The organism is Streptomyces sp. CC228A (assembly GCF_021390935.1).
GTDB lineage: Bacteria > Actinomycetota > Actinomycetes > Streptomycetales > Streptomycetaceae > Streptomyces.
Window position 1 is genome coordinate 960529 of sequence record NZ_JAJPUI010000001.1, and the last position, 19440, is coordinate 979968.

The following is a 19440-nucleotide window of genomic DNA, read 5'->3' on the forward strand; positions in this document are numbered from 1 at the left end:
CAGCCGAGCGCCCAGTCGCAGCCGCAGCCGCCCGACCAGCGGCAGCAGCGCCAGCACCGCCGCGTGCGGCAGCACGAACAGCACCGTCGCCGTGCCCGCGGACCCGCCGGCGCCCGTCGCGTACTCCGTGAAGTACGGCCGCGCCGCGTACACCGCGACCGTCGTCAGCAGCACGTACCCGGCGAGCCGCAGGACCCGCCGGTCCTCCCGGCCCGCACCGCCGCGCGGCGCGGCGTGCGGCGCGGCGTGCGGCGGGGCTCCGGGCGCCGCAGCACCCGCACGCAGGCCGCAAGCAGCGCCGCCTCCAGCAGCACCAGCAGCGGCAGCGCCGTGCGGGGGTCGGGTACGGACACCACCGCGCCGCCCAGCAGCGTCGCCGCGACCGCCGAGGCGTGCAGCACGGCCACGTACTGCACCACCCCCGGCAGCACCCCGCGCGGATGGCTCCGCGCGAGCCCGGGGTACGCCAGCAGGACCACCGCTTTCGCGGCCGCCAGCAGCACCGACACGGCCGTGAACGCCGCGTAGGACGGCGCCAGCACCAGGCCGCCCGCCAGCAGCACGGCAGCCGACTGGCCCGCCGTGACCAGCGCGGGCAGCGGGACCCGGTGGGTGGCCCGGCCCCACAGCGGCAGCGCGGCGACCGCGGCGAGCTGGCACACCACCAGGAACAGCCCGGTCGCCGCCAGCTCCTCCACCCCGTAGGCGGCCCGGAACAGGGCGGGGTAGAAAGGGGCCAGCGCCGACTGGGTCACCATGTGCAGCCCCGCCGCCGCGAGCAGCACCGGCCGCCCGCGCGCCACCGCCATCCCGGCCCCCGTCATCCCGCTGCCCCCCGTCATCCGGTGCCCCGCCCCGTCACGCCGTGCGCTCGCGGACCATGAACGCCGCCTGCTTGACCGGCAGGTCGAGCAGGCCGGCCGGCCGGAACCCGGCCCGTTCGAACACCCTCACCGAGCGGGCGTTGCGCACGTCCGGCTCCGCCACCACCCGCTGCGCGTACGGATCGGTGCGCAGCTGCCAGTCCGTCACCGCCCGCAGCAGCGCCGCGCCCAGCCCCCTGCCCCGGTACGCGGACGGCCCCAGCAGCAGGTGCACGCCGGCGTCCCGGGGGCGGGCGTCGTAGTGGTGGCGCAGCGGGTCCAGGTCGGCGCGGTACAGCTCCCAGTAGCTCATCGGCACGCCGTCGACACAGCCGATCCACGGCGTGGAGTGGGCGCTCGCCACCTGCTCCCGCAGATACGCGGCGATCCGCTCGGCGGGCTGCGCCAGCTCCCAGTACGCCGCCACCTCGGGGTCGTTCATCCAGGTGTGGACCAGCCCGGCGTCCGCGCCGGGGTCGACGGGCCGCAGCGCGAACAGCCCCGCGTCGAGCCGCGTCTCGGCCACCGTGGGCGGTGCGCCCGTCACTTGCGCACCTCCGCGATCGGGTTGGGCAGGTCCACGTACACGGACTGGGCCTCCAGCGGGCCCGTCAGCTCGTCCATGCCGTGCACCCGGGTCAGCAGGTTCGCCTTGCAGCGCAGCACCGGCTCGTCCCGCAGCAGCGCGGCGAGGCGCAGCCGGTCGCCGTGCTCGGCGGCGAGCCCGGCGAGGAAGGCGTCCGCGCGGCGCAGCAGCGCCTCCTCGTCCGCGAGCCCCTGCGAGCCGAGCGCGCCGGCCAGGCCGAGGAGGTTGTTGATGCCGACGTAGTAGGCCAGCCGCTCGTCGATGACCTCGTCCGCCACGTACGTCCCCAGGTCCCGGCCGATGCCGGGCACCCAGCCGTACAGCGCCTCGCTGCGGGCGGGGGAGAAGTAGTAGCCCTGGTTGTCGCGGTAGCGGCCGCCGACCGGCCGGCCGTCGGCGTCGAGGACGACGAGCGTGTTCTGCTGGTGCGCCTCCAGGCCCAGGCCGTACGTCGCGTACAGCCACAGCACCGGGGCGACGACCTGCTCGGCGTACTGGGCGAACCACTCCTCGCCGACCTCCGCGGGCGGCCGCCCGGTCGCCTCGGCGAGGCCGTGCACCAGCCGGGCGAGCTGCGACCGGCCGTCGGGCAGGTCGGGGCGCGGGGCGACCAGCCCCGCCACGCACACGGCCTGCTCCGCGGCGCCCGCGGGGAACGGGTTGGCGCGCACCACGACGTCCAGGCCGGTGGACTCGCGGTGGCCTTCGGGTGCGTCGACCGCCAGCCACGCCGGATCCCGCACCACCGCGAAACCGGGGTGGGCGGCGTGCAGCGCGCGGGCGAGCCCGGCGGTCAGCAGCCGGTCCACGGCCAGGCCCCGGTGCGCTCGGACCGCATGTTCTCGCGGCGGGAGTTGGTGATGCGCAGGCCCAGCGAGAACTTGAGCATCACCGGCGCGTCCGCCCGGTACAGCGTCCGCACGGAGGACGTCGGCGACCAGTCGGGGCCCGCGGGCCCCAGGTCGCGCAGCAGCCCCGCGTCGAGCAGCGCCCGCACCGGCGGCCGGTGCACCACGTCCTGCGCCTGCCACGGGTGCGCGGGCACCAGGACCGTGCCGGCCGGGGGCCGCAGGCCGCCCGCGAAGGACGCCAGCAGGTCCTGCGCCGACCGGTCGAGGGAGGAGTCGGCCTGGACGACGGACGGGTCCGCGGCGAACCAGTGCAGCGGGAAGGCGCCGCGTGCCTCGGGGGAGTAGCGTGCCGCCTCGGCCTCCGTCAGGCCCTCGCGGCTCTTCGGTGTCGGATGCAGCGGATGGCCCGTGATCAGCGCCTGCTCCGCGGCGAGGAACGCCGTCGTGCCGTCCGGGTCCCGCGGGGCGGCGGACCTGTCCCGCACGAACGCGGCGGTCCGGCGCACCGAGTCGCCGACCCGCCCGGTGAGGTCGGTGACGCACTCGGTGTCCCCGTCGGCGGCCTCCGTGCCGAGCAGCGCGGCCAGCGCGGTGGCGGGCAGCGGCGTGCCGGAGCGCAGCCGCGCCGGTCCGAAGCGGTGCCAGCCGACGGGCGACCAGTACAGGACGGGGACGTCGACGCCCGTACCGGACGAGGGGAACTCCAGGCGCAGCACGCCGTCGTCGGGGCGCTCCACCCCGGTCTCCCGCACCCAGCAGCGCAGGAGGCTTTCGGTGGCGGCGCGGTCGGCGACGGCGAGGGGCGGTTCCTGGGTCTGGGTCATGCGGCCTTCCTTCGTGTACTCGTGTCCGCGTGCGTCGGGGGCGGTCGTTCAGCGGCGCGTGTCCGCCAGGCCGAACGTGGTGAAGGCGGTGCGGCTGGGCAGCGGGTAGGGGGAGCGGCCGGTGAGCGCGTTGAGGATGACCGCGGAGCGCCAGGCGGCGAGCCCGAGGTCCGGGGTGCCCACGCCGTGCGTGTGCCGCTCGGCGTTCTGCACGAACACCGCGCCGCCGACCTTCTCGTCGAGGGCGAGCCGCTGGTCCCGGTCGACCAGCGGGCGGCCCTCCGGGTCGCGGGCGACGTACTCGCCCAGCGGTTCCAGCAGCGCGTCGACGGGCCGCTCCGCGTACCCGGTGGCGAGGACGACGGCGTCGGTGCGCAGGCTTGCCGCGGAGCCCTCCTCGGTGTGCCGCAGCGCGAGGTCGATGCGCCCGTCGCGGCGGGCGGCGCCGGTCACCGCGACGCCGGGGGTGAGGACGACGTCGGGCCAGCCGCCGGGCAGCACCCGCCGGTACAGCTCGTCGTGGATGTCGGCGAGGGTGTCGGCGCTGACGCCCTTGTAGAGCTGCCACTGCCCGGGCAGCAGCCGGTCCCGTGCGTCCTGCGGCAGCGCGTGGAAGTAGCGCGTGTAGTCGGGGGTGAAGTGCTCCAGGCCCAGCTTGCTGTACTCCATGGGCGCGAACGCGGGGGTGCGCGCCAGCCAGGCCAGGCCCTCCCGGCCGCGGGGGCGGGCCCGCAGCAGGTCGAGCAGCACCTCGGCGCCCGACTGCCCGGCGCCGACCACGGTGACGTGCTCCGCGGCCAGCAGCCGCTCCCGATGGGCGAGGTAGTCGGCGGAGTGCAGCACCGGCACGTCCGGGTCGCCGGCCAGCGGGCGCAGCGGCTCGGGCACGTGGGGGGCGGTGCCGACGCCCAGGGCGAGGTGGCGGGCGAGGATCGTGCCGCGGCCGGCGGGTGCGCCGTCGCCGTCGAGGCGGGTGTAGGCGACCTCGAACGCCTGGCGGGACTCGTCCCAGTGGACGGTGTCGGCGCGGTGGCCGAAGCGGCAGGACGGCAGCCGCTCGCTGACCCAGCGGCAGTAGGCGTCGTACTCGGCGCGCGGGATGTGGAAGCGCTCCGCGAAGTAGAACGGGAACAGCCGTTCCTGGGACCGGATGTAGTTCAGGAAGGACCAGCGGCTGGTGGGGTCCACCAGGCTCACCAGATCGGCGAGGAACGGCACTTGGAGGGTCGCGCCGTCTATCAGTAGTCCCGGGTGCCAGCGGAAGGCGGTGCGCTGCTCCAGGAAGACGGCGTCCAGCCCGGGAACGCCGTCGGCGAGCGCGGCGAGCGACAGGTTGAACGGGCCGATGCCCACGCCGAGCAGGTCGACGGGCGCCGGGGTGCCGGCGCCGCCGTCCCCCGTGCCGTCGGCGTCGTCCGCGGAGTGGTGGTTCATCGTGTTCCTTCCGGTGGGTGGTGCGGCGTGCGGGTGCCCGGCGCCGTGGCGGCTGCCGCCGCGGCGCCGGCTACCAGGTCGAGGAGGCCCGCGAGGTCGGCGCCGGCGGCCGCGGGTGCAGCAGCGTGGCTTTGAGCCACAGCCGCCGGCGCCCGTCGGCGTCGTCCGCGGCGGCCCGTCCGACGACGGCCCTGCCCTCGCCCAGCAGGCGGCGGCGGACCTCCGCCACCAGGGCGTCGCCCTGCTCCGGCGGCAGGTCGTCGGCGGCGCGGGGGCGGAACAGGACGGTGCTGATGCCGATGGGTCCCGGGCGGCGGCGCAGCGCCGGATGCGCGTCGACGCGTCCCGCGAGTTCCTCCGCGGCGGCCACGCAGTGCTCGACGAGCGCGCCGAGCCCGGTGCGCCCGAGGGCCCGCAGGGTGGCGGCGATCTTCAGGACGTCGGGCCTGCGGGTGGTGCGCAGGGACCGGCCCAGCAGGTCGGGCAGCCCGGCCTCGGTGTCGTCGTCGGCGTTGAGGTAGTCGGCGCGCAGCTCCAGCGGGGCCAGCAGTGCGGAGTCGGGGACGGCGAGCAGGCCCGCGGCGACCGGCTGCCAGCCCAGCTTGTGCAGGTCGAAGGTGACGGACACGGCGTCCGCCAGCCCGTCGAGCCGGGGCGCGAGCCGCTCGCTGAAGAGCAGCGGCCCCCCGTACGCGGCGTCGACGTGCAGCTCGGCGCCGTACCGGCGTGCCGTGGCGGCGATGGCGGGCAGCGGGTCGATGAGCCCCTCGTCGGTGGTGCCCGCGGTGGCGACGACGAGGGCCGGGCCGTCCGCGCAGGCGAGCGCCGCCGGCAGGGCACCGGGGTCCAGCCGCCCGTCCCGGCACGGCACGGTGACGGGGTCGGCGAGGCCCAGGACCCAGGCGGCGCGCCGCACGCTGTGGTGGGCGTTGGTGCCGCAGACCACGCGCAGCCCGGGTGCTCCGGAGGCCCGGGCCCGCTCCCTGGCGAGCAGCAGGGCGACGAGGTTGGACTCGGTGCCGCCGCTGGTGACCAAGGCGTCGGGCGCGGCCCGCCCGGGGTGCACGAGGGCGGCGAGGGCGCGGGTCACCTCCTGCTCCAGGGCGGTGGCGGCGGGCGCCTGGTCCCAGGAGTCCATCGACGGGTTGAGCGCGGCGGCGGCCAGGTCGGCGGCGGCGGCCACCGCCAGGGGCGGGCAGTGCAGGTGCGCCGCGCACCAGGGGTCGGCCGGGTCGGCGGCTCCCTCGGCGACGGCCCGCACCAGGGTGCGCAGCGCCTCCTCGGCCCCGGTGCCGTGCTCCGGCAGCACCGCCCCGCCCGGGTCCCGCGTGTCCGTGTCCGCTGCCAGCGCCCGGCGTAACCGCCGCGCCACCTCCTCGGGTCCGCCCGCGGGCAGCGGCCCGCCGCGGGCCTGCGCGCCCTCGGCCAGCGCGTCCAGCACGACCGCGGTGAGCTTCCCGAGGGCGTCGGCCCCGTGCACCCCGCCGGCCAGCGCCGGGGCGCCGGCCACCGGGGCTGTGTCGCTCCGGTGCGCGGTCACAGGACGTCCTCCAGGGCCCTCGCGAGGCGCTCCACGACCGAGTCGGCCTGCTCGTCGCTGAGGACCAGCGGGGGCAGCAGCCGCAGGACGGTGTCGTCGCGGCCGCCCAGTTCCAGCAGCAGGCCGCGTTCCCGGCAGGCGGTGCGCAGCGCGCGGGCCAGCGCCGGGTGGCCCGGGAGGACCCCGTCGCGGTCGGGGGCGGCGTCCGGGTCGACCAGCTCCACGCCGATCATCAGGCCCCGGCCGCGGACCTCCCCGAAGACCGGCCGGCGGGCGGCGATCTCCCGCAGGCCCCGGCGCAGCCGTTCGCCCAGTTTCAGCGCTCTCTCCGCGAGCTGCTCCTCGGCGACGGTCCGCAGGGTGATCTCGCCGGCGACCATGGCCAGGGTGTTGCCGCGGAAGGTGCCGGTGTGGTGGCCCGGCAGCCAGGTGTCGAGTTCGGGGCGGTACGCGATGAGCGCGAGGGGCAGGCCGCCGCCGACGGCCTTGGAGGTGACCAGGACGTCCGGGGTGACGCCGGCGCGTTCGCAGGCCCAGTACCGGCCGGTGCGGCCGACACCCGTCTGCACCTCGTCGAGGACGAGCACGATGCCGTGGTCGGCGGTGATCCGGCGGATCTCGCGCAGCCAGCGGTCCGGGCCCTCGACGACCCCGCCCTCCCCTTGGACCACTTCCAGGATCACCGCCGCGGGCAGCCCCACCCCGCTGCTCGGGTCCGTGACGAGGCTCTCCAGCAGCCGCGCCGACAGCTCGCCGGACCGCTCGGCGCTGCCGGTGCCGAAGGGGCAGCGCATCCCGTACGGGTAGGGGAGCCGGGTCACCGGCACGCCGTCCGCGCCGACCGCCCCGCTCATCCGCGGCGGCCCCGACACGGCCGAGGCGCCCAGGGTCATCCCGTGGTACGCGCCGGTGAAGGCGACGATCCCGCGCCGGCCCGTGGCGTGCTGGGCCAGTTTGAGCGCGGCCTCCACCGCGTCGGTGCCGGCCGGGCTGCAGAAGTGCAGCCGCGCCGCGTCGCGGAGCCCGCCGGGCAGCCTGCGGAGTAACTCCGCGCTGAAGGAGTCCTTCTGAGGGGTGATCATGTCGAGCGTGTGCAGGGGCGCTCCGGAGGAGAGGACCGCTTGGAGGGCCGCGACCGTGGGCGGGTGGTTGTGCCCCAGGGCGAGGGTGCCGGCACCGGACAGGCAGTCGAGGTACGTGCGCCCGTCGGCTCCGGTGACGACCGCCCCGGAGGCGTGGACGGGGGCGACGGGGAGGGTGCTGGCGTAGGTACGGGCGGAGGACTCGCGACGCTTCTGGCGTTCGAGCAGCTCGGCGCGCAGCGCACCGTTCGGCATGGCGGATGCCCTTCGGTCGTGTTGCGGAGGGTCGCGCACTAGCGCACGGAAGGTTAGGTTAGCCTAACCTGCGCTGAGATCAAGTGGCTGAGCCGCGGCACTCCAACGTCAGGGGGTGAATACCCCTCCACGCGCCCCCTGTTGCGCCCCTCGGTGCCCGATGTGGTGCGTGAGCGCAGGCCTGTTGACGGTGTGACAGGTGCGGTCGGCCGCCTGGCCGGGACAAGCCCGACGGCCGGGTTGGTATGAGCTGTCTCCCGGGGCAAGACCCGTCGCCCGGGGCAAGACCCCTCGCCCGGGGCAAGACCCGTCGTCCAGGCCGGGCCCCTCGCCCGGGCCTAGCCTCTCGTCCGGGCCGAGTCCGTCGTCCGGGCCGAGCCAATCTGCCGGGCTCAGTCCGACAGGTCGAGCGTCATCGCGCGGCCCGGCTCGATCGACACCGAACGCCCCGGCAGCACGATGTCGATCGACGCCACCCCCGAGTCCGGCACCGACACGTGCAGGCTCCCCGGACGCATCCGCAGCCGCACCCCCCAGTGCCCGTGGAACCGCAGCGCGAAGTCGTACTCCGACAGTTCCGGCAGCGGCACCGGGTCGAGGCGCAGCACCCCGTCCCGCGTGTCCAGCCCCGTCAGCCCGCGCTGCACCAGGTCCAGCGTGCCCGCCATCGCACCCAGGTGGACCCCCTCGCCGGTGGTCCCGCCGTGCAGGTCCGCGATGTCCGACTCCAGCGTCTCCTGGCAGAACGCCCACGCCTCCGACCTGCGTACCCGCGCCAGCACCCAGCCGTGCACCAGACCGCTCAGCGTCGAGCCGTGGCTGGTGCGCCGCAGGTAGTAGTCGACGGTCCGCCACCACGTCTCGTCGTCCAGCTCGTGCCCCAGGCGCCGCATCAGCCCCCGCAGCTCGGCGGGCGAGAACAGGTAGCCGAGCATCAGCACGTCGGCCTGCTTGGAGGCCTGGTAGCGGTTGACGGAGTCGCCCTCCGCCTCCAGGATCCGGTCGAGGCGCCGGATGTCGCCGTACTTCCGCCGCAGCGCGTCCCAGTCCAGCTCCGCCAGCTCGCCGTAGCCGTGGAACTGGCTGATCACCCCCGAGTGGAACGGCACGTACAGCCCGCGTGACACGTCCTCCCACAGGGCCAGCTCGCCGTCGCGCAGCCCGATCCGCTCCACCAGCTCTCGGCGCCGCGGCTCCGGCAGCCCTTCCAGCAGCTCCAGGGCCCGCGCCAGCACCCAGGCCGCCGTCACGTTCGTGTAGGCGTTGTCGTCCAGCCCCGGGCGCTGCGCCCCCGGGTAGGCGTCGTGGTACTCGTCGGGGCCCATCACGCCCCGGATCCGGTACCGGTCGAAGACCTCGTCGTACGCCGCGGAGTCCGCCCAGAACCGGGCGATCTCCAGCAGCATCTCCGCGCCCTTGGTGTGCAGGAACTCGTCGTCCCCCGACGCCTCCCAGTAGCGCCACACGTTGTACGCGATGGCCGAGTTCACGTGGTGCTGGAGGTGCGAGTGGTCCGGCAGCCAGCGCCCCGACCTCGGGTTCAGATGCAGCTGCTGGGTCTCCTCCCGCCCGTCGCTGCCGCTCTGCCACGGGTACAGCGCCCCCGCCCGGCCCGCGTCCTGCGCCGAGAACCGCGCCCGCTCCAGCCGCCGGTGGCGGTAGGTCAGCAGCGCCCGGGACACCTCGGGGAAGTGCAGGTTCAGGTACGGCAGCACGAAGAGCTCGTCCCAGAACACGTGCCCCCGGTACGCCTCCCCGTGCAGGCCCCGCGCCGGTACGCCCACGTCCAGGTCCGCGGTGTTCGGCGACAGGGTCTGCAGCACGTGGAACAGGTGCAGCCGCAGGATGCGGCCCGCCTCGTCCGGCACCTCCAGCTCGGCACGGCGCCACAACTGCTGCCAGCGCGCCCGGTGCGAGGCCAGCAGTCCGTCGAACCCCGCCGCACGGCCGACCCGGTCCACCGCCGCGTGCAGCGGATCCGAGATCGCCGGGTCCCGGGAGGTGTGCAGCGCCACGACCTTGTCGACGGTGACGGTGGCCCCCGGCAGCATCCGCAGCCGGAACCGCTGCGTCACCCGCCGGTCGCCGTGGCGCACCGCCCGCTCCGACAGCTCGACGGCCGCCTCCTCCTGCACGGTGGTGCGGGCCGCCATCCCGATCCGGATCCCGGACGCCGACGTACGGCACCCCAGCCACACCCGGTGCCCGGCCGCCTCACCGGTCTCCACGTGCTCCAGGTGCCGCGAGGACAGCTGCCGGTAGCGGGCCACGCCCGTGTTGGCGACCGAGCCGTCCAGTTCCGCCTCCACCTCCAGCACGCCGGCCCAGTTCTCCGCCGTGAACTCGGTCCGCAGCGCCGCCAGGTGCATGTCCCCCATATGGACCAGTCGCTGCTGGCGCACCGCCAGCCGCCGCCCGCCGTCGTCCTCGTACCGGGTGCGCCGCTCCAGGGTGCCGCCGCGCAGGTCCAGGGAGAGCGCGTGGTCGGTCAGGAAGTCGTGCGCGGGCGTCAGCCACGGCCCCGGCTCCGGCCACCCGCCCCCGGCGGCCCCGGGTTCGTGCCCGTCGACCACCCGGTAGCGCACCGGCAGCCAGTTGGGCAGGTTCACCATGTCCTCGTTCTCGACCCGGCGGCCCGCCACCTCCGACACCAGCCGGTTGTAGCAGCCCGCCGCGTAGGTGCCCGGGTAGTGGACGCCGTCGGCCGCGCACTCCGGGATCGCGCCGCGCGTCGCGAAGTAGCCGTTTCCGAGCGTGCACAGCGACTCCCGCAGGCTCTCCCACTCGCCCGCGTAGCCCTCGAACTCCCACGTCCAGCCGTTCATCCGGCCCACCCCTCACCCGTTCGGCCGACCCCGTCCGCGCGCGCCCCGGCCCACCCCTCACCCGTTCGGCCGACCCCGTCGGCGCGCGCCCCGGCCCACCCCTCACCCGTTCGGCCGACCCCGTCGGCGCGCGCCCCGGCCGCCCCCGCCCGCCCGGCCCCTGCCCCGCTCCCGCACCCCTCCGCGGCAGCGGCCGCGTCTCCGCCCGCGCCCCCGTCCTCGCCCGCGCCCCCGGTCTCGTCCCCGGTCTCGTCCCCGGTCTCGTCCTCGGCTTCGTCCTCGGCCTCGTCGTCCAGCAGCTCCGCCAGGTCCCGTACGACCACGTCCGCGCCGTGCCGGGCGAGCGCGGCCGCCGTGCCGGGCCCGGCCGCCCGGTCCACACCCACCACCAGGCCGAACCCCCCGCGCCGCCCTGCCTCCACCCCCGCCAGGGCGTCCTCGACCACCGCGCACCGCCCCGGCGGCTCGCCCAGCCGGCGGGCCGCCTCCAGGAACAGCGCAGGGTCCGGCTTGCCGGGCAGCCCCAGCCGCGCCGCCTCCGCCCCGTCCACGACCGTGTCGAAGAGGTCCCGTACACCTGCCCGTTCCAGCAGCTCCCGGGCGTGCCGCGACGCGGACGCGGCCGCCAGCGGCACCCCGGCGCCCCGCAGCGCGCGCAGCAGCCGCACCGTGCCCGGGTAGGCGTCGACGCCGTCCTCCCGCAGCCGCCGGGTGAACCGCTCCTCCTTGTCGGCCGCCACCGCCGCCACGGCCGGCCCGTCCGCGTCCAGCCCCGCGCCGCGAGGAACGCCGCAGCCCCGTCCAGCCGCGACCGGCCGTCCACATGGCGCAGGTAGTCGCCGACCGGGTCGAACGGAGGCTGCGGGGCGCCCGGCAGCCCCGCCAGATAGGCGTCGAACGCCTCCTGCCACGCCGCGGCGTGCAGCCGCGTCGAGTCCGTGACGACACCGTCCGTGTCGCACACGACGGCACGCACGGCCCGCAGCACGGGAACCACCGGGCTGCGAGCCGTGCGTGCCGTCATGGGGCGTCTCCTCCCGTCGTCCGCCGTGCGCGGCCCGGCGGACCGGGCGGCTCCACAGCGGCGTACGCAACGCGTGCACCGTCCATCATGGCGGCGGCGCGCCTCCGCCGCCGCCCGGGAGCCCGCCGCGCGGGCAGGGCCCCCGTCCAGTGAAGCAGCGTCCGCCGCGCCCCGCGCGGGCCGTTCGGCCCCCTCCCGCCCCCGCGCGGGAGGAAGACCCCGGCGCCCCGCCGGGCGCGGTCCCGGCCGGCGCGCCGGCACCGCGGCTCAGCCCGCGGCGACCCGCTCCCGGGCTGCCGCGAGGGCCGTGTCGAGGGCCCGGTCCGCCGCCGTCTCCACATCGGGCGCCACGCCCGTGCCCTCCCAGTTCGTGCCGGTCACCGTGCTCACCGTCCGGGCCCTGGGCACCGTCACCGTGATGTGGGCGGTCACCGGGTGACGCACCGTGGGGTGGGCGCCCCCGCGGGTCCGCTCGCCCACCACGACCGCCCGCCCGTGCGCCTGCAGGGTGTACGCCACGTCCTCGCCGCCCGAGAAGGTGGTCCCGCTGGTCAGCACGTACACCGGCCGGTCCAGGTAGCGCGGCCCCGGCAGGTGCGCCGCGGTCCAGTACTGGCGGGTCGCGCCCGTCGGGCGGTCGTGGATGTCGTTCAGGTGCACCTGGTCGTCCGGGAAGAAGTAGCTGCACCACGTCGCCGCGCCCTCCGGGGAGCCGCCCCGGCACTGCCGCAGGTCCAGCACCAGGGCGCGGGTGCCCGACGCCAGCGTCATGGCCGCCCCGATGTGCGCGGCGCCCTCTCCGGCGTCGGCGATCCGCGTGACCGTCACCACGCCGACGTTCCCCTCCAGATGGGCGAACCCCCGCACCCCCTGGTTCTCGCCGCGGGTGACCGCGAGGAAGGCGGCCCGGCCCTCGTCCTCGTCGGCCGGCGCCGTCGACTGCGGCGCGTCGCTCCACAGCAGCCGCAGGTGCCGGTCCGGGCAGGCCTTCTGCAGGTCGGCGGTGACGGCCTCGCAGAACTCCGGCCCGTCCAGCCCCTCGTAGGCCCCGGAGGCCAGGCCGCCCTTCAGGGCGGCGGTGATTCCGGGGACGCGGTCGGGGAAGACGTATCCCGACGAGATCCGCTCCAGCGCCGCTTCGATGATCGTTCGGTAGTCAGACACGACCGTCGATCCTATGTTCGGCCCGCTGCGCGGTGCCACGGCTTTCCCGCCGTGCCGGCGGGGCCGTCCCGGGTTACCGTGCCGTCAGGTCAGTTCCGCGGCGTACCCGCACCCGGCGTACCCGACCCCAAGGACACCCCCATGACCCAGCAGCCACGCGAGCAGTGGGCCTCGCGCACCGGATTCCTGCTGGCCGCGATCGGCTCGGCCATCGGACTCGGCAACATCTGGCGCTTCCCCGCCGTCGCCTACGAGAACGGCGGCGGCGCCTTCCTCCTGCCGTACCTGGTCGCACTCCTCACCGCCGGCATCCCGCTGCTGATCATGGAGTACGCGATCGGCCGCAAGTACCGCATGTCCCCGCCGGCGGCGCTGCGCGCCATGGCCCGCCCCGCCGAAGTGCTCGGCTGGTGGCAGGTCGCGGTGAGCTTCGTGATCGCCACCTACTACGCGCTCATCCTCGCCTGGGCCGTCCGGTACGTGGGGTTCTCCGTCGGCCGCCAGTGGGGCGCCGACCCCGAGGACTTCCTCTTCGGCTCCTTCCTCCAGGTGGCCGCAGCGCCGGGCGCCCCCTCCGGCTACGTCCCCGGCGTGCTGTGGCCGCTCATCGCCGTGTGGGCCGTGGTCCTCGTCATCCTCGCCTTCGGCATCCGGCGCGGCATCGAACGGGCCAACAAGGTCTTCATCCCCCTGCTCGTCGTCTTCTTCGCCGCCCTCGTGGTCCGCTCCCTGACGCTCGACGGCGCGAGCCGGGGCCTCGACGCGCTGTTCTCCCCCGACTGGTCCCAGCTCGGCAGCGGCACCGTGTGGGTCGCCGCGTACGGACAGATCTTCTTCTCGCTGTCCATCGGCTTCGGCATCATGGTCACCTACGCCTCGTACCTGCGCCGCCGCGCCGACCTCACCGGCTCCGCGATGGTCGCCGGCTTCGCCAACAGCTCCTTCGAGATCCTCGCCGGCATCGGGGTCTTCGCGACCCTGGGATTCATGGCCGCCAACGCCGGAGTCCCCGTCGGCGAGGTCGCCAGCTCCGGCCTCGGCCTCGCGTTCGTCGCCTTCCCGGCCGTCATCAACGAGATGCCGCTCGGCAGCCTCTTCGGCGTCGTCTTCTTCGTGTCGCTGGTGATCGCCGGCCTGTCGTCGCTGATCTCGATCGTGCAGGTCGTCGTCTCCGCCGTGCAGGACCGCACCGGGCTGGGCCGCATGCCCGCCGTGTTCGGCGTCGGCGGCCTCGTCGCCCTCGTGTCGATCCTGCTGTACCCGACCGACAGCGGGCTCTACCTGCTCGACTCCGCCGACCACTTCATCAACCAGTACGGCATCGCCCTCGCCGCACTGATCTCCCTCATCGTCATCGCCTGGGTGCTGCGCGCCCTGCCGATGCTCCAGGCGAACGCGGACGAGACCTCCGCCATCCGCCTCGGCCACTGGTGGCGGATCTGCCTCGGCGTCATCACGCCGCTGGTCCTCGGCTGGATGATGGTCGACAGCCTGCGCGCCGAGTTCGACGAGAACTACGAGGGCTACTCGACCGGGTTCCTGCTCGCCACGGGCTGGAGCGTCGCCGCCGGCGCCCTCGTCGTCGGGATCCTCCTCACCCTCGTCCACTGGAGGAAGGGCGGCGAGGACATCGACCTCGACATGGAAGCCACCGCCGACCGGAAGGAGACGTGATGTCCACAGGCGCCGTCATCATGATGATCGTGGCCATGGCGATCGTCTGGGGCGGTCTCGTCGCCGCCATCCTGCGGCTGCGGGCGCACCCCGACGAGCCGGAGCCGTGGCCGCAGGGCGTCGAGAAGGCGGAGTGACGCGGCCGGGCCGGCTCCCGCGGGGGAACCGGCCCGGCGTACGGCGGTCGCCACGGGCTCAGTCCAGCGCGGCCGCCACGATCCTGGCCGCCTCCGCGACCAGCGGGTCGTCGGGCCGCGCGGCCTGCTCCGGCTTCGTCGTCAGGACCGCCAGCACGACGGGCGGACGGCCGGGAGGCCAGGTGACCCCCGCGTCGTTGTTGGTGCCGTAGGCCCCGCCGCCCGTCTTGTCGCCCAGCACCCAGTCCGCCGGCAGGCCCTTGCGGAAGCGCTCGGTGCTGGTCGTGTTGCCGAGCAGCCACCCCGTCAGCCGCTCCCGGTCCCGCGGCTCCAGCAGCCCGCCGAGGACCAGCCGGCCGTACGTCCGGGCGATGGCGTACGGCGTGGTCGTGTCGGTCTCCCGCCACGGCTCGGCGGAGTTCAGCTCAGGCTCCCACCGGTCCAGCCGGGTCACCCCGTCACCCGCTGACCGGCAGAACCGCGTGACGGCGGTGGGCCCGCCCAGCTCCCGCAGCAGCAGGTTCGCCGCGGTGTTGTCGCTGTGGCGGATGGCGGCGTCGCACAGCTCCTCCACGGTCATCCCCGCACCGACGCGGTCCTTGGTGATCGGGGACCAGCCGGTCTCCAGGTCCTCCGCGCCGTAGGGGATCCGCCGGGCCAGGAACTCCCCGTCCCGGTCCAGGTCCCGCAGCACGGCGGCCGCGGCGAGCGGCTTGAACAGCGAGCACATCGGGAAGCGCTCGCCCTGCCGGTACGCCACCACCCGGCGCGTACCGGTGTCGTAGGCGAACACGCCCAGCCGCGCGCCGTGCTCCCGCTCCAGCCCCCGCAGCCGCCGACGGCGCGGGGCGCGCGGGCGGCGGCCTGCGCGGTGCCGGACGGGACCGCGGCGGCGGTCAGCGCGGCGGCGGCTCCCGCGGTCAGTAACGCGCGGCGGCCGGGACGTGCACGATCACGGACGAGATCCACGGTGTGTGCCTCTCTGTCGACGGGCGGACACCCGCCAAGACGTCCCAGCCGCCACGCTGGTTGCATCCTGCACCGGTGGTACCGGGGCGCGCTGTCGCCCTACTTCTCCTGTTCCGGGAAGTGGCAGGCGACCTGGCGCTGCTCGCCCGCCGCGAGGGCCCGCAGCGGCGGTGCCTCCGCCCGGCACAGCGGCTGCGCCTTCGGGCAGCGCGGGTGGAACGTGCAGCCCGGCGGGGAGCGGCCGGGCTCGGGGGTCGCCCGGCAGCGTGATCCGCCGCCGGGCCCTCTCCGCCGCCGGATCGGGCAGCGGCACGGCGGACAGCAGCGCCCGCGTGTACGGGTGCGCGGGCGCCCCGTACACCCGCTCCCTGGCGCCGATCTCCACGATGCGGCCCAGGTACATCACCGCGACCCGGTCGCAGACCCGCCGTACGACGGACAGGTCGTGCGCGATGAACAGGTACGCCAGTCCCAGTTCGCGCTGGAGCCGCTCCATCAGGTTGACGATCTGCGCCTGCACGGACACGTCCAGCGCGGACACCGGCTCGTCGGCCACCACGAGCCGGGGCCCGGTCGCCAGGGCCCGGGCGATGCCGATGCGCTGGGCCTGGCCCCCGGAGAACTCGTGCGGGTAGCGGTCGAGGTGCTCGGGGATCAGTCCCACCAGCTCCATCAGCTCCGCGGCCCGCGCCCGCGCCGCGGCGGCGGAAGCGCCCTGCACCAGCAGCGGGTCGGAGATGATCCCGGCCACCGTCTGGCGGGGGTTCAGGGAGGAGTGCGGGTCCTGGAACACCATCTGGAGGTCCTTGCGCAGCGGCTTCAGCTCCCGCTGCGACAGCCGCCCGATGTCCCGCCCGCGGAAGGTGACGGTGCCGCCGGTCGGCTCCAGCAGCCGCACGACCACCCGCCCGGTGGTCGACTTGCCGCACCCGGACTCGCCGACGAGCCCGAGCGTCTCCCCGGCGCCCAGCGTGAAGCTCACCCCGTCCACGGCCCGTACGGGCGCGGCCCGGCCGCGTCGCCCCCGGCCGGGGAACGCCACGGTCAAGTCCTCGACGGAGAGCAGCGGTTGCGACGTGTCGGTGGTCATGAGGCGACGCCTTCGTATGCGGGGAAGTGGCAGGCGGCCGGATGCCCGGCCGGGCCCGAGAGGACCGGCCGCAGCGTCGTGCAGCGCGCCCGGGGGCGTCCTCCGGGAGGGTGGCCGGCCGCGGGCAGCGCGGGGCGAACGCGCAGCCGGGGGACGGGTCGAGCAGGGACGGCGGACTGCCGGGGATGGCCCGCAGCGGCTCGTCGTCGGTGTCGTCGAGCCGGGGCAGCGAGTCCAGCAGGGCCCGGGTGTACGGGTGCGCGGGCGCCGCGAACAGCACGTCCACGGGCGCCTGCTCGACGGCCCGCCCGCCGTACATCACCAGCACGTCGTGCGCCACGCGGGCCACCACCCCCAGATCGTGCGTGATCATGACGACGGCCAGTCCGCGCTCCTCCTGGATCCGGGCCAGCAGCTCCAGGATCTGCGCCTGCACGGTGACGTCCAGCGCGGTGGTCGGCTCGTCCGCGATGAGCAGCTCCGGCTCGCAGGCGAGCGCCATGGCGATCATCACGCGCTGGCGCATGCCGCCGGAGAACTGGTGCGGATACTCCCCGGCCCGCCGCCGCGGCTCCGGGATGCCGACCTCCGCGAGCGCCTCCACGGCCCGCTCCCGCGCGGCGGCGCGCCGGGACCGGAAGTGCACCCGGTGGTGCTCGGCGATCTGCTCGCCGACGGTGTAGTACGGGTGGAGGCTCGACAGCGGGTCCTGGAAGACCATGGCCATGCGCCGCCCGCGCAGCCGGTTCAGCTCGCGCTCCGGCAGGCCGACCAGTTCCCGTCCGCCGAGCGCGACGGAGCCGCTCACCTCGGCGCCGGTGTGCAGGCCCATCACCGCCAGGGAGGTCACGGACTTCCCGGAGCCCGACTCGCCGACGATGCCGAGGGTGCGGCCCCTCGGCACGTCGAAGCTGAGGCCGTCCACGGCCCGCACGGGGCCCTGCCGGGTGGGGAAGGAGACGGAGAGGTCCCGCACGGACAGCAGCGGATCGAGGGTGGCGCCCATCAGTACCTCACTCGCGGGTCGACGACGGCGTACAGCAGGTCGACGGCCAGGTTGGCCACGACGATGAAGGCGGCGGCGAGCAGCGTCACCCCGAGGATGACGGGCTGGTCCCCGGTGGACAGGGCGCCGTAGAACAGCCGCCCCACGCCGGGCAGTCCGAAGATGGACTCGGTGATGACGGCTCCGGCGAGCAGTCCGCCCAGGTCCATGCCGAACAGGGTGAGGATCGGCGTCATCCCGGCCCGCAGCCCGTGCTTGACCACGACCGTCCGGTACGGCAGCCCCTTCGCGCGGGCCGTGCGGATGTACGGCTCCGCCATGGTCTCGATCATCGAACTGCGGCTCTGCCGGGCGTACATGGCGGCGTAGAGGACCGCCAGCGCCAGCCACGGCAGCAGCAGGCTCGACGCCCAGCCGGCCGGGTCGTCCGTCAGGGGCGCGTACTCCGGGTAGGGCAGCAGCCCCGTGACCCGGATCAGCCCGTAGATGAGCAGCACGGACGTGAAGTACACGGGCAGCGACGCCGCAGCCACCGCCCCGACCATCAGCGCCCGGTCGGTGAGGGTGTCCTTGCGCAGCGCCGCGGTGACCCCGGCGGACAGGCCGAGCAGCAGCCACAGCGCGGCGGCTCCCGCGGCCAGCGACGCGGAGACCGGCAGCCGGTCCGCCAGCAGGTCCCACACGGCCTCGCTGTTCTCGTACGAGTAGCCCAGGCAGGGGAACTCGCAGCGCAGCGCGTAGGCGCCGGAGCCCGTGGTGCGGCCGGTGAAGACACCGGTGACGAAGTCGGCGAACTGCCGCCAGAGCGGCTGGTCGAGGCCCATGTGGGCGCGGATCGCGGCGAGCCGCTCCGCGCTGCACGCCTTGCCGCAGGCGGCGGCGGCCGGGTCGGAGGGCAGCACGTAGAAGATGGTGAAGGTGACGGCGGCGATGGCGACGAGGACGCCGGCCACCGCGAGCAGCCGCCGCGCGAGGTAGGCGATCACTTGCCGGCTCCTCTCGGGTCCAGGACGTCCCGCAGCGCGTCGCCGAGCAGGGTGAAGGCGAGCACCGTCAGGAACAGGCACGTGCTCGGGATGGCGAAGTACATGGGGTCCGTGTCGTAGTAGGCGACGGCCTCGGCGATCATCTGCCCCCAGGAGGGGGTGGGCGGGCGCACGCCGACGCCCAGGTAGCTGAGGGCCGCCTCGGTGGCGATCATCCCGGGGATGACGAGGGTGGTGTACGCGATGACGGGCCCGGCGACGCCGGGGAGGATCTCCCGGGTGAGGATCCGCCAGGGGCCCGCCCCGCCCACCCGGGCCGCCGCGACGTACTCGCGGTGCTTGAGCGACAGGGTCTGCCCGCGCACGACGCGGGCGATGCCGGGCCAGCCGAACAGGCCGATGACGGCGGTCATCAGCAGGATCCGGTCGACGTCCCGCGCCACCGACATCATCGCGATCATGAAGATGAGGGACGGGAACGACATCGTCAGATCCATCAGCCGGGACAGCACGGCGTCGGTGCGGCCGCCGAAGTAGCCCGCCGCGATCCCGGCGGCGGTGCCGGCGGCCACGACGATGGCGGTGGCCGCGAAGGCGATCAGCAGCGACACGCGGGCACCGTGCACGACCCGGGCGAAGAGGTCGCGTCCGGTGACGGGTTCGACGCCGAGCCAGTGCTCGGCCGAGATGCCGCCGAGCGGCCCGATCGGCAGCCCGCCCAGGTACGGGTCGACGGCGGACTTGTCGAACTCGTCGGGGCCCCAGCCGCCCAGCGCGCTGAGCAGCGGGGCGGCGGCGGCCATGGCCGCGAAGAGCACGACGACGCCGAGGGAGACCTTCACGGAGGCGCGGCCGCGCAGTTCGGCCCGGGCCAGCTGCCAGGGGCTGCGGGCCCCCGGGGCCGCGGCGGTCGCGGCCGCCGCCGGGGGCACGGACGTCCCGGCTGTCCCGGGCGTCCGGGGCGCCGCGGACGGGTCGGATGCCCCGGACGTGGCGGGTGGCACGGGCGCGCCGGGAGCCCCTGGCACCTCGGGCGGCACGGGCGGGTCGGAAGCCCCGGATGTCCCGGCTGTCCCGGGCGTGCTGGGTGCCCCGGGTGTCTTGGGTATCCCGGTTGCCCCGGGCGTCCG

The 19440-nt window shown here is 75.5% G+C and carries 11 protein-coding genes and 6 pseudogenes; 2 read left to right on the forward strand and 15 right to left on the reverse strand.

Annotation, left to right across the window (positions count from 1 at the left end; all coding sequences use genetic code 11):
• Nucleotides 1-164: 164 nt before the first annotated feature.
• From L6E17_RS04260 to L6E17_RS04305, 10 genes and pseudogenes are all read right to left on the reverse strand, one after another.
• Nucleotides 165-842 (reverse strand): hypothetical protein, encoded by a 678-nt coding sequence (locus L6E17_RS04260; RefSeq protein ID WP_236239384.1) that lies wholly within the window; start codon nt 840-842, stop codon nt 165-167.
• A gap of 16 nt (nt 843-858) precedes the next feature.
• Nucleotides 859-1410 (reverse strand): GNAT family N-acetyltransferase, encoded by a 552-nt coding sequence (locus L6E17_RS04265; protein WP_236239385.1) that lies wholly within the window; start codon nt 1408-1410, stop codon nt 859-861.
• Nucleotides 1407-2123, reverse strand: coding sequence for an IucA/IucC family C-terminal-domain containing protein (locus L6E17_RS04270; RefSeq protein WP_374109002.1), 717 nt, complete (start codon nt 2121-2123; stop codon nt 1407-1409). Before L6E17_RS04270 ends, L6E17_RS04265 begins: the two co-directional genes overlap by 4 nt.
• Nucleotides 2115-3124: pseudogene (locus L6E17_RS04275) on the reverse strand (IucA/IucC family siderophore biosynthesis protein); the annotation flags it as partial. The pseudogene L6E17_RS04275 and the gene L6E17_RS04270, both read right to left, overlap by 9 nt.
• Before the next feature lie 48 nt (nt 3125-3172).
• On the reverse strand, nt 3173-4558 hold the full coding sequence (locus tag L6E17_RS04280) for a lysine N(6)-hydroxylase/L-ornithine N(5)-oxygenase family protein (RefSeq protein ID WP_236239388.1): 1386 nt from the start codon (nt 4556-4558) through the stop codon (nt 3173-3175).
• A pseudogene (locus L6E17_RS04285) lies at nt 4555-6098 on the reverse strand (aspartate aminotransferase family protein). Before L6E17_RS04285 ends, L6E17_RS04280 begins: the two are co-directional and overlap by 4 nt.
• Nucleotides 6095-7435, reverse strand: coding sequence for a diaminobutyrate--2-oxoglutarate transaminase family protein (locus tag L6E17_RS04290; protein ID WP_236239389.1), 1341 nt, complete (start codon nt 7433-7435; stop codon nt 6095-6097). Before L6E17_RS04290 ends, L6E17_RS04285 begins: the two are co-directional and overlap by 4 nt.
• Nucleotides 7436-7827: 392 nt before the next feature.
• Nucleotides 7828-10260 carry a glycoside hydrolase family 65 protein gene (locus L6E17_RS04295; RefSeq protein WP_236239390.1) on the reverse strand — a complete coding sequence of 811 codons (2433 nt, stop codon included), beginning with the start codon at nt 10258-10260 and terminating at the stop codon, nt 7828-7830.
• 293 nt (nt 10261-10553) lie between these two features.
• Nucleotides 10554-11284 (reverse strand): annotated as a pseudogene (locus tag L6E17_RS04300) (HAD family hydrolase); the annotation flags it as partial.
• Nucleotides 11285-11551: 267 nt separating this feature from the next.
• Nucleotides 11552-12448 (reverse strand): S41 family peptidase, encoded by an 897-nt coding sequence (locus tag L6E17_RS04305; protein ID WP_236239391.1) that lies wholly within the window; start codon nt 12446-12448, stop codon nt 11552-11554.
• A 141-nt stretch (nt 12449-12589) separates the two neighbouring features.
• Here L6E17_RS04305 and L6E17_RS04310 point away from each other — a divergent pair, with 141 nt between their 5' ends.
• Nucleotides 12590-14122, forward strand: coding sequence for a sodium-dependent transporter (locus L6E17_RS04310; RefSeq protein WP_236239392.1), 1533 nt, complete (start codon nt 12590-12592; stop codon nt 14120-14122).
• Nucleotides 14122-14259 (forward strand): methionine/alanine import family NSS transporter small subunit, encoded by a 138-nt coding sequence (locus L6E17_RS04315; protein WP_236239393.1) that lies wholly within the window; start codon nt 14122-14124, stop codon nt 14257-14259. The genes L6E17_RS04310 and L6E17_RS04315 overlap by 1 nt, the downstream gene beginning before the upstream one ends.
• Before the next feature lie 58 nt (nt 14260-14317).
• Here L6E17_RS04315 and bla read toward each other — a convergent pair.
• The 5 genes and pseudogenes from bla to L6E17_RS04340 form a co-directional block, all read right to left on the reverse strand.
• A pseudogene (bla, locus tag L6E17_RS04320) lies at nt 14318-15294 on the reverse strand (class A beta-lactamase).
• Nucleotides 15295-15327: 33 nt separating this feature from the next.
• Nucleotides 15328-16318: pseudogene (locus L6E17_RS04325) on the reverse strand (ABC transporter ATP-binding protein).
• A pseudogene (locus L6E17_RS04330) lies at nt 16315-17324 on the reverse strand (ABC transporter ATP-binding protein). The pseudogenes L6E17_RS04325 and L6E17_RS04330 overlap by 4 nt, the downstream one beginning before the upstream one ends.
• A complete protein-coding gene (locus tag L6E17_RS04335) occupies nt 17324-18310 on the reverse strand; it encodes an ABC transporter permease (protein WP_236239394.1) in 987 nt (328 codons plus the stop codon). The pseudogene L6E17_RS04330 and the gene L6E17_RS04335 overlap by 1 nt, the downstream one beginning before the upstream one ends.
• Nucleotides 18307-19314 carry an ABC transporter permease gene (locus L6E17_RS04340; RefSeq protein WP_374108984.1) on the reverse strand — a complete coding sequence of 336 codons (1008 nt, stop codon included), beginning with the start codon at nt 19312-19314 and terminating at the stop codon, nt 18307-18309. The genes L6E17_RS04335 and L6E17_RS04340 overlap by 4 nt, the downstream gene beginning before the upstream one ends.
• Nucleotides 19315-19440: the final 126 nt, after the last annotated feature.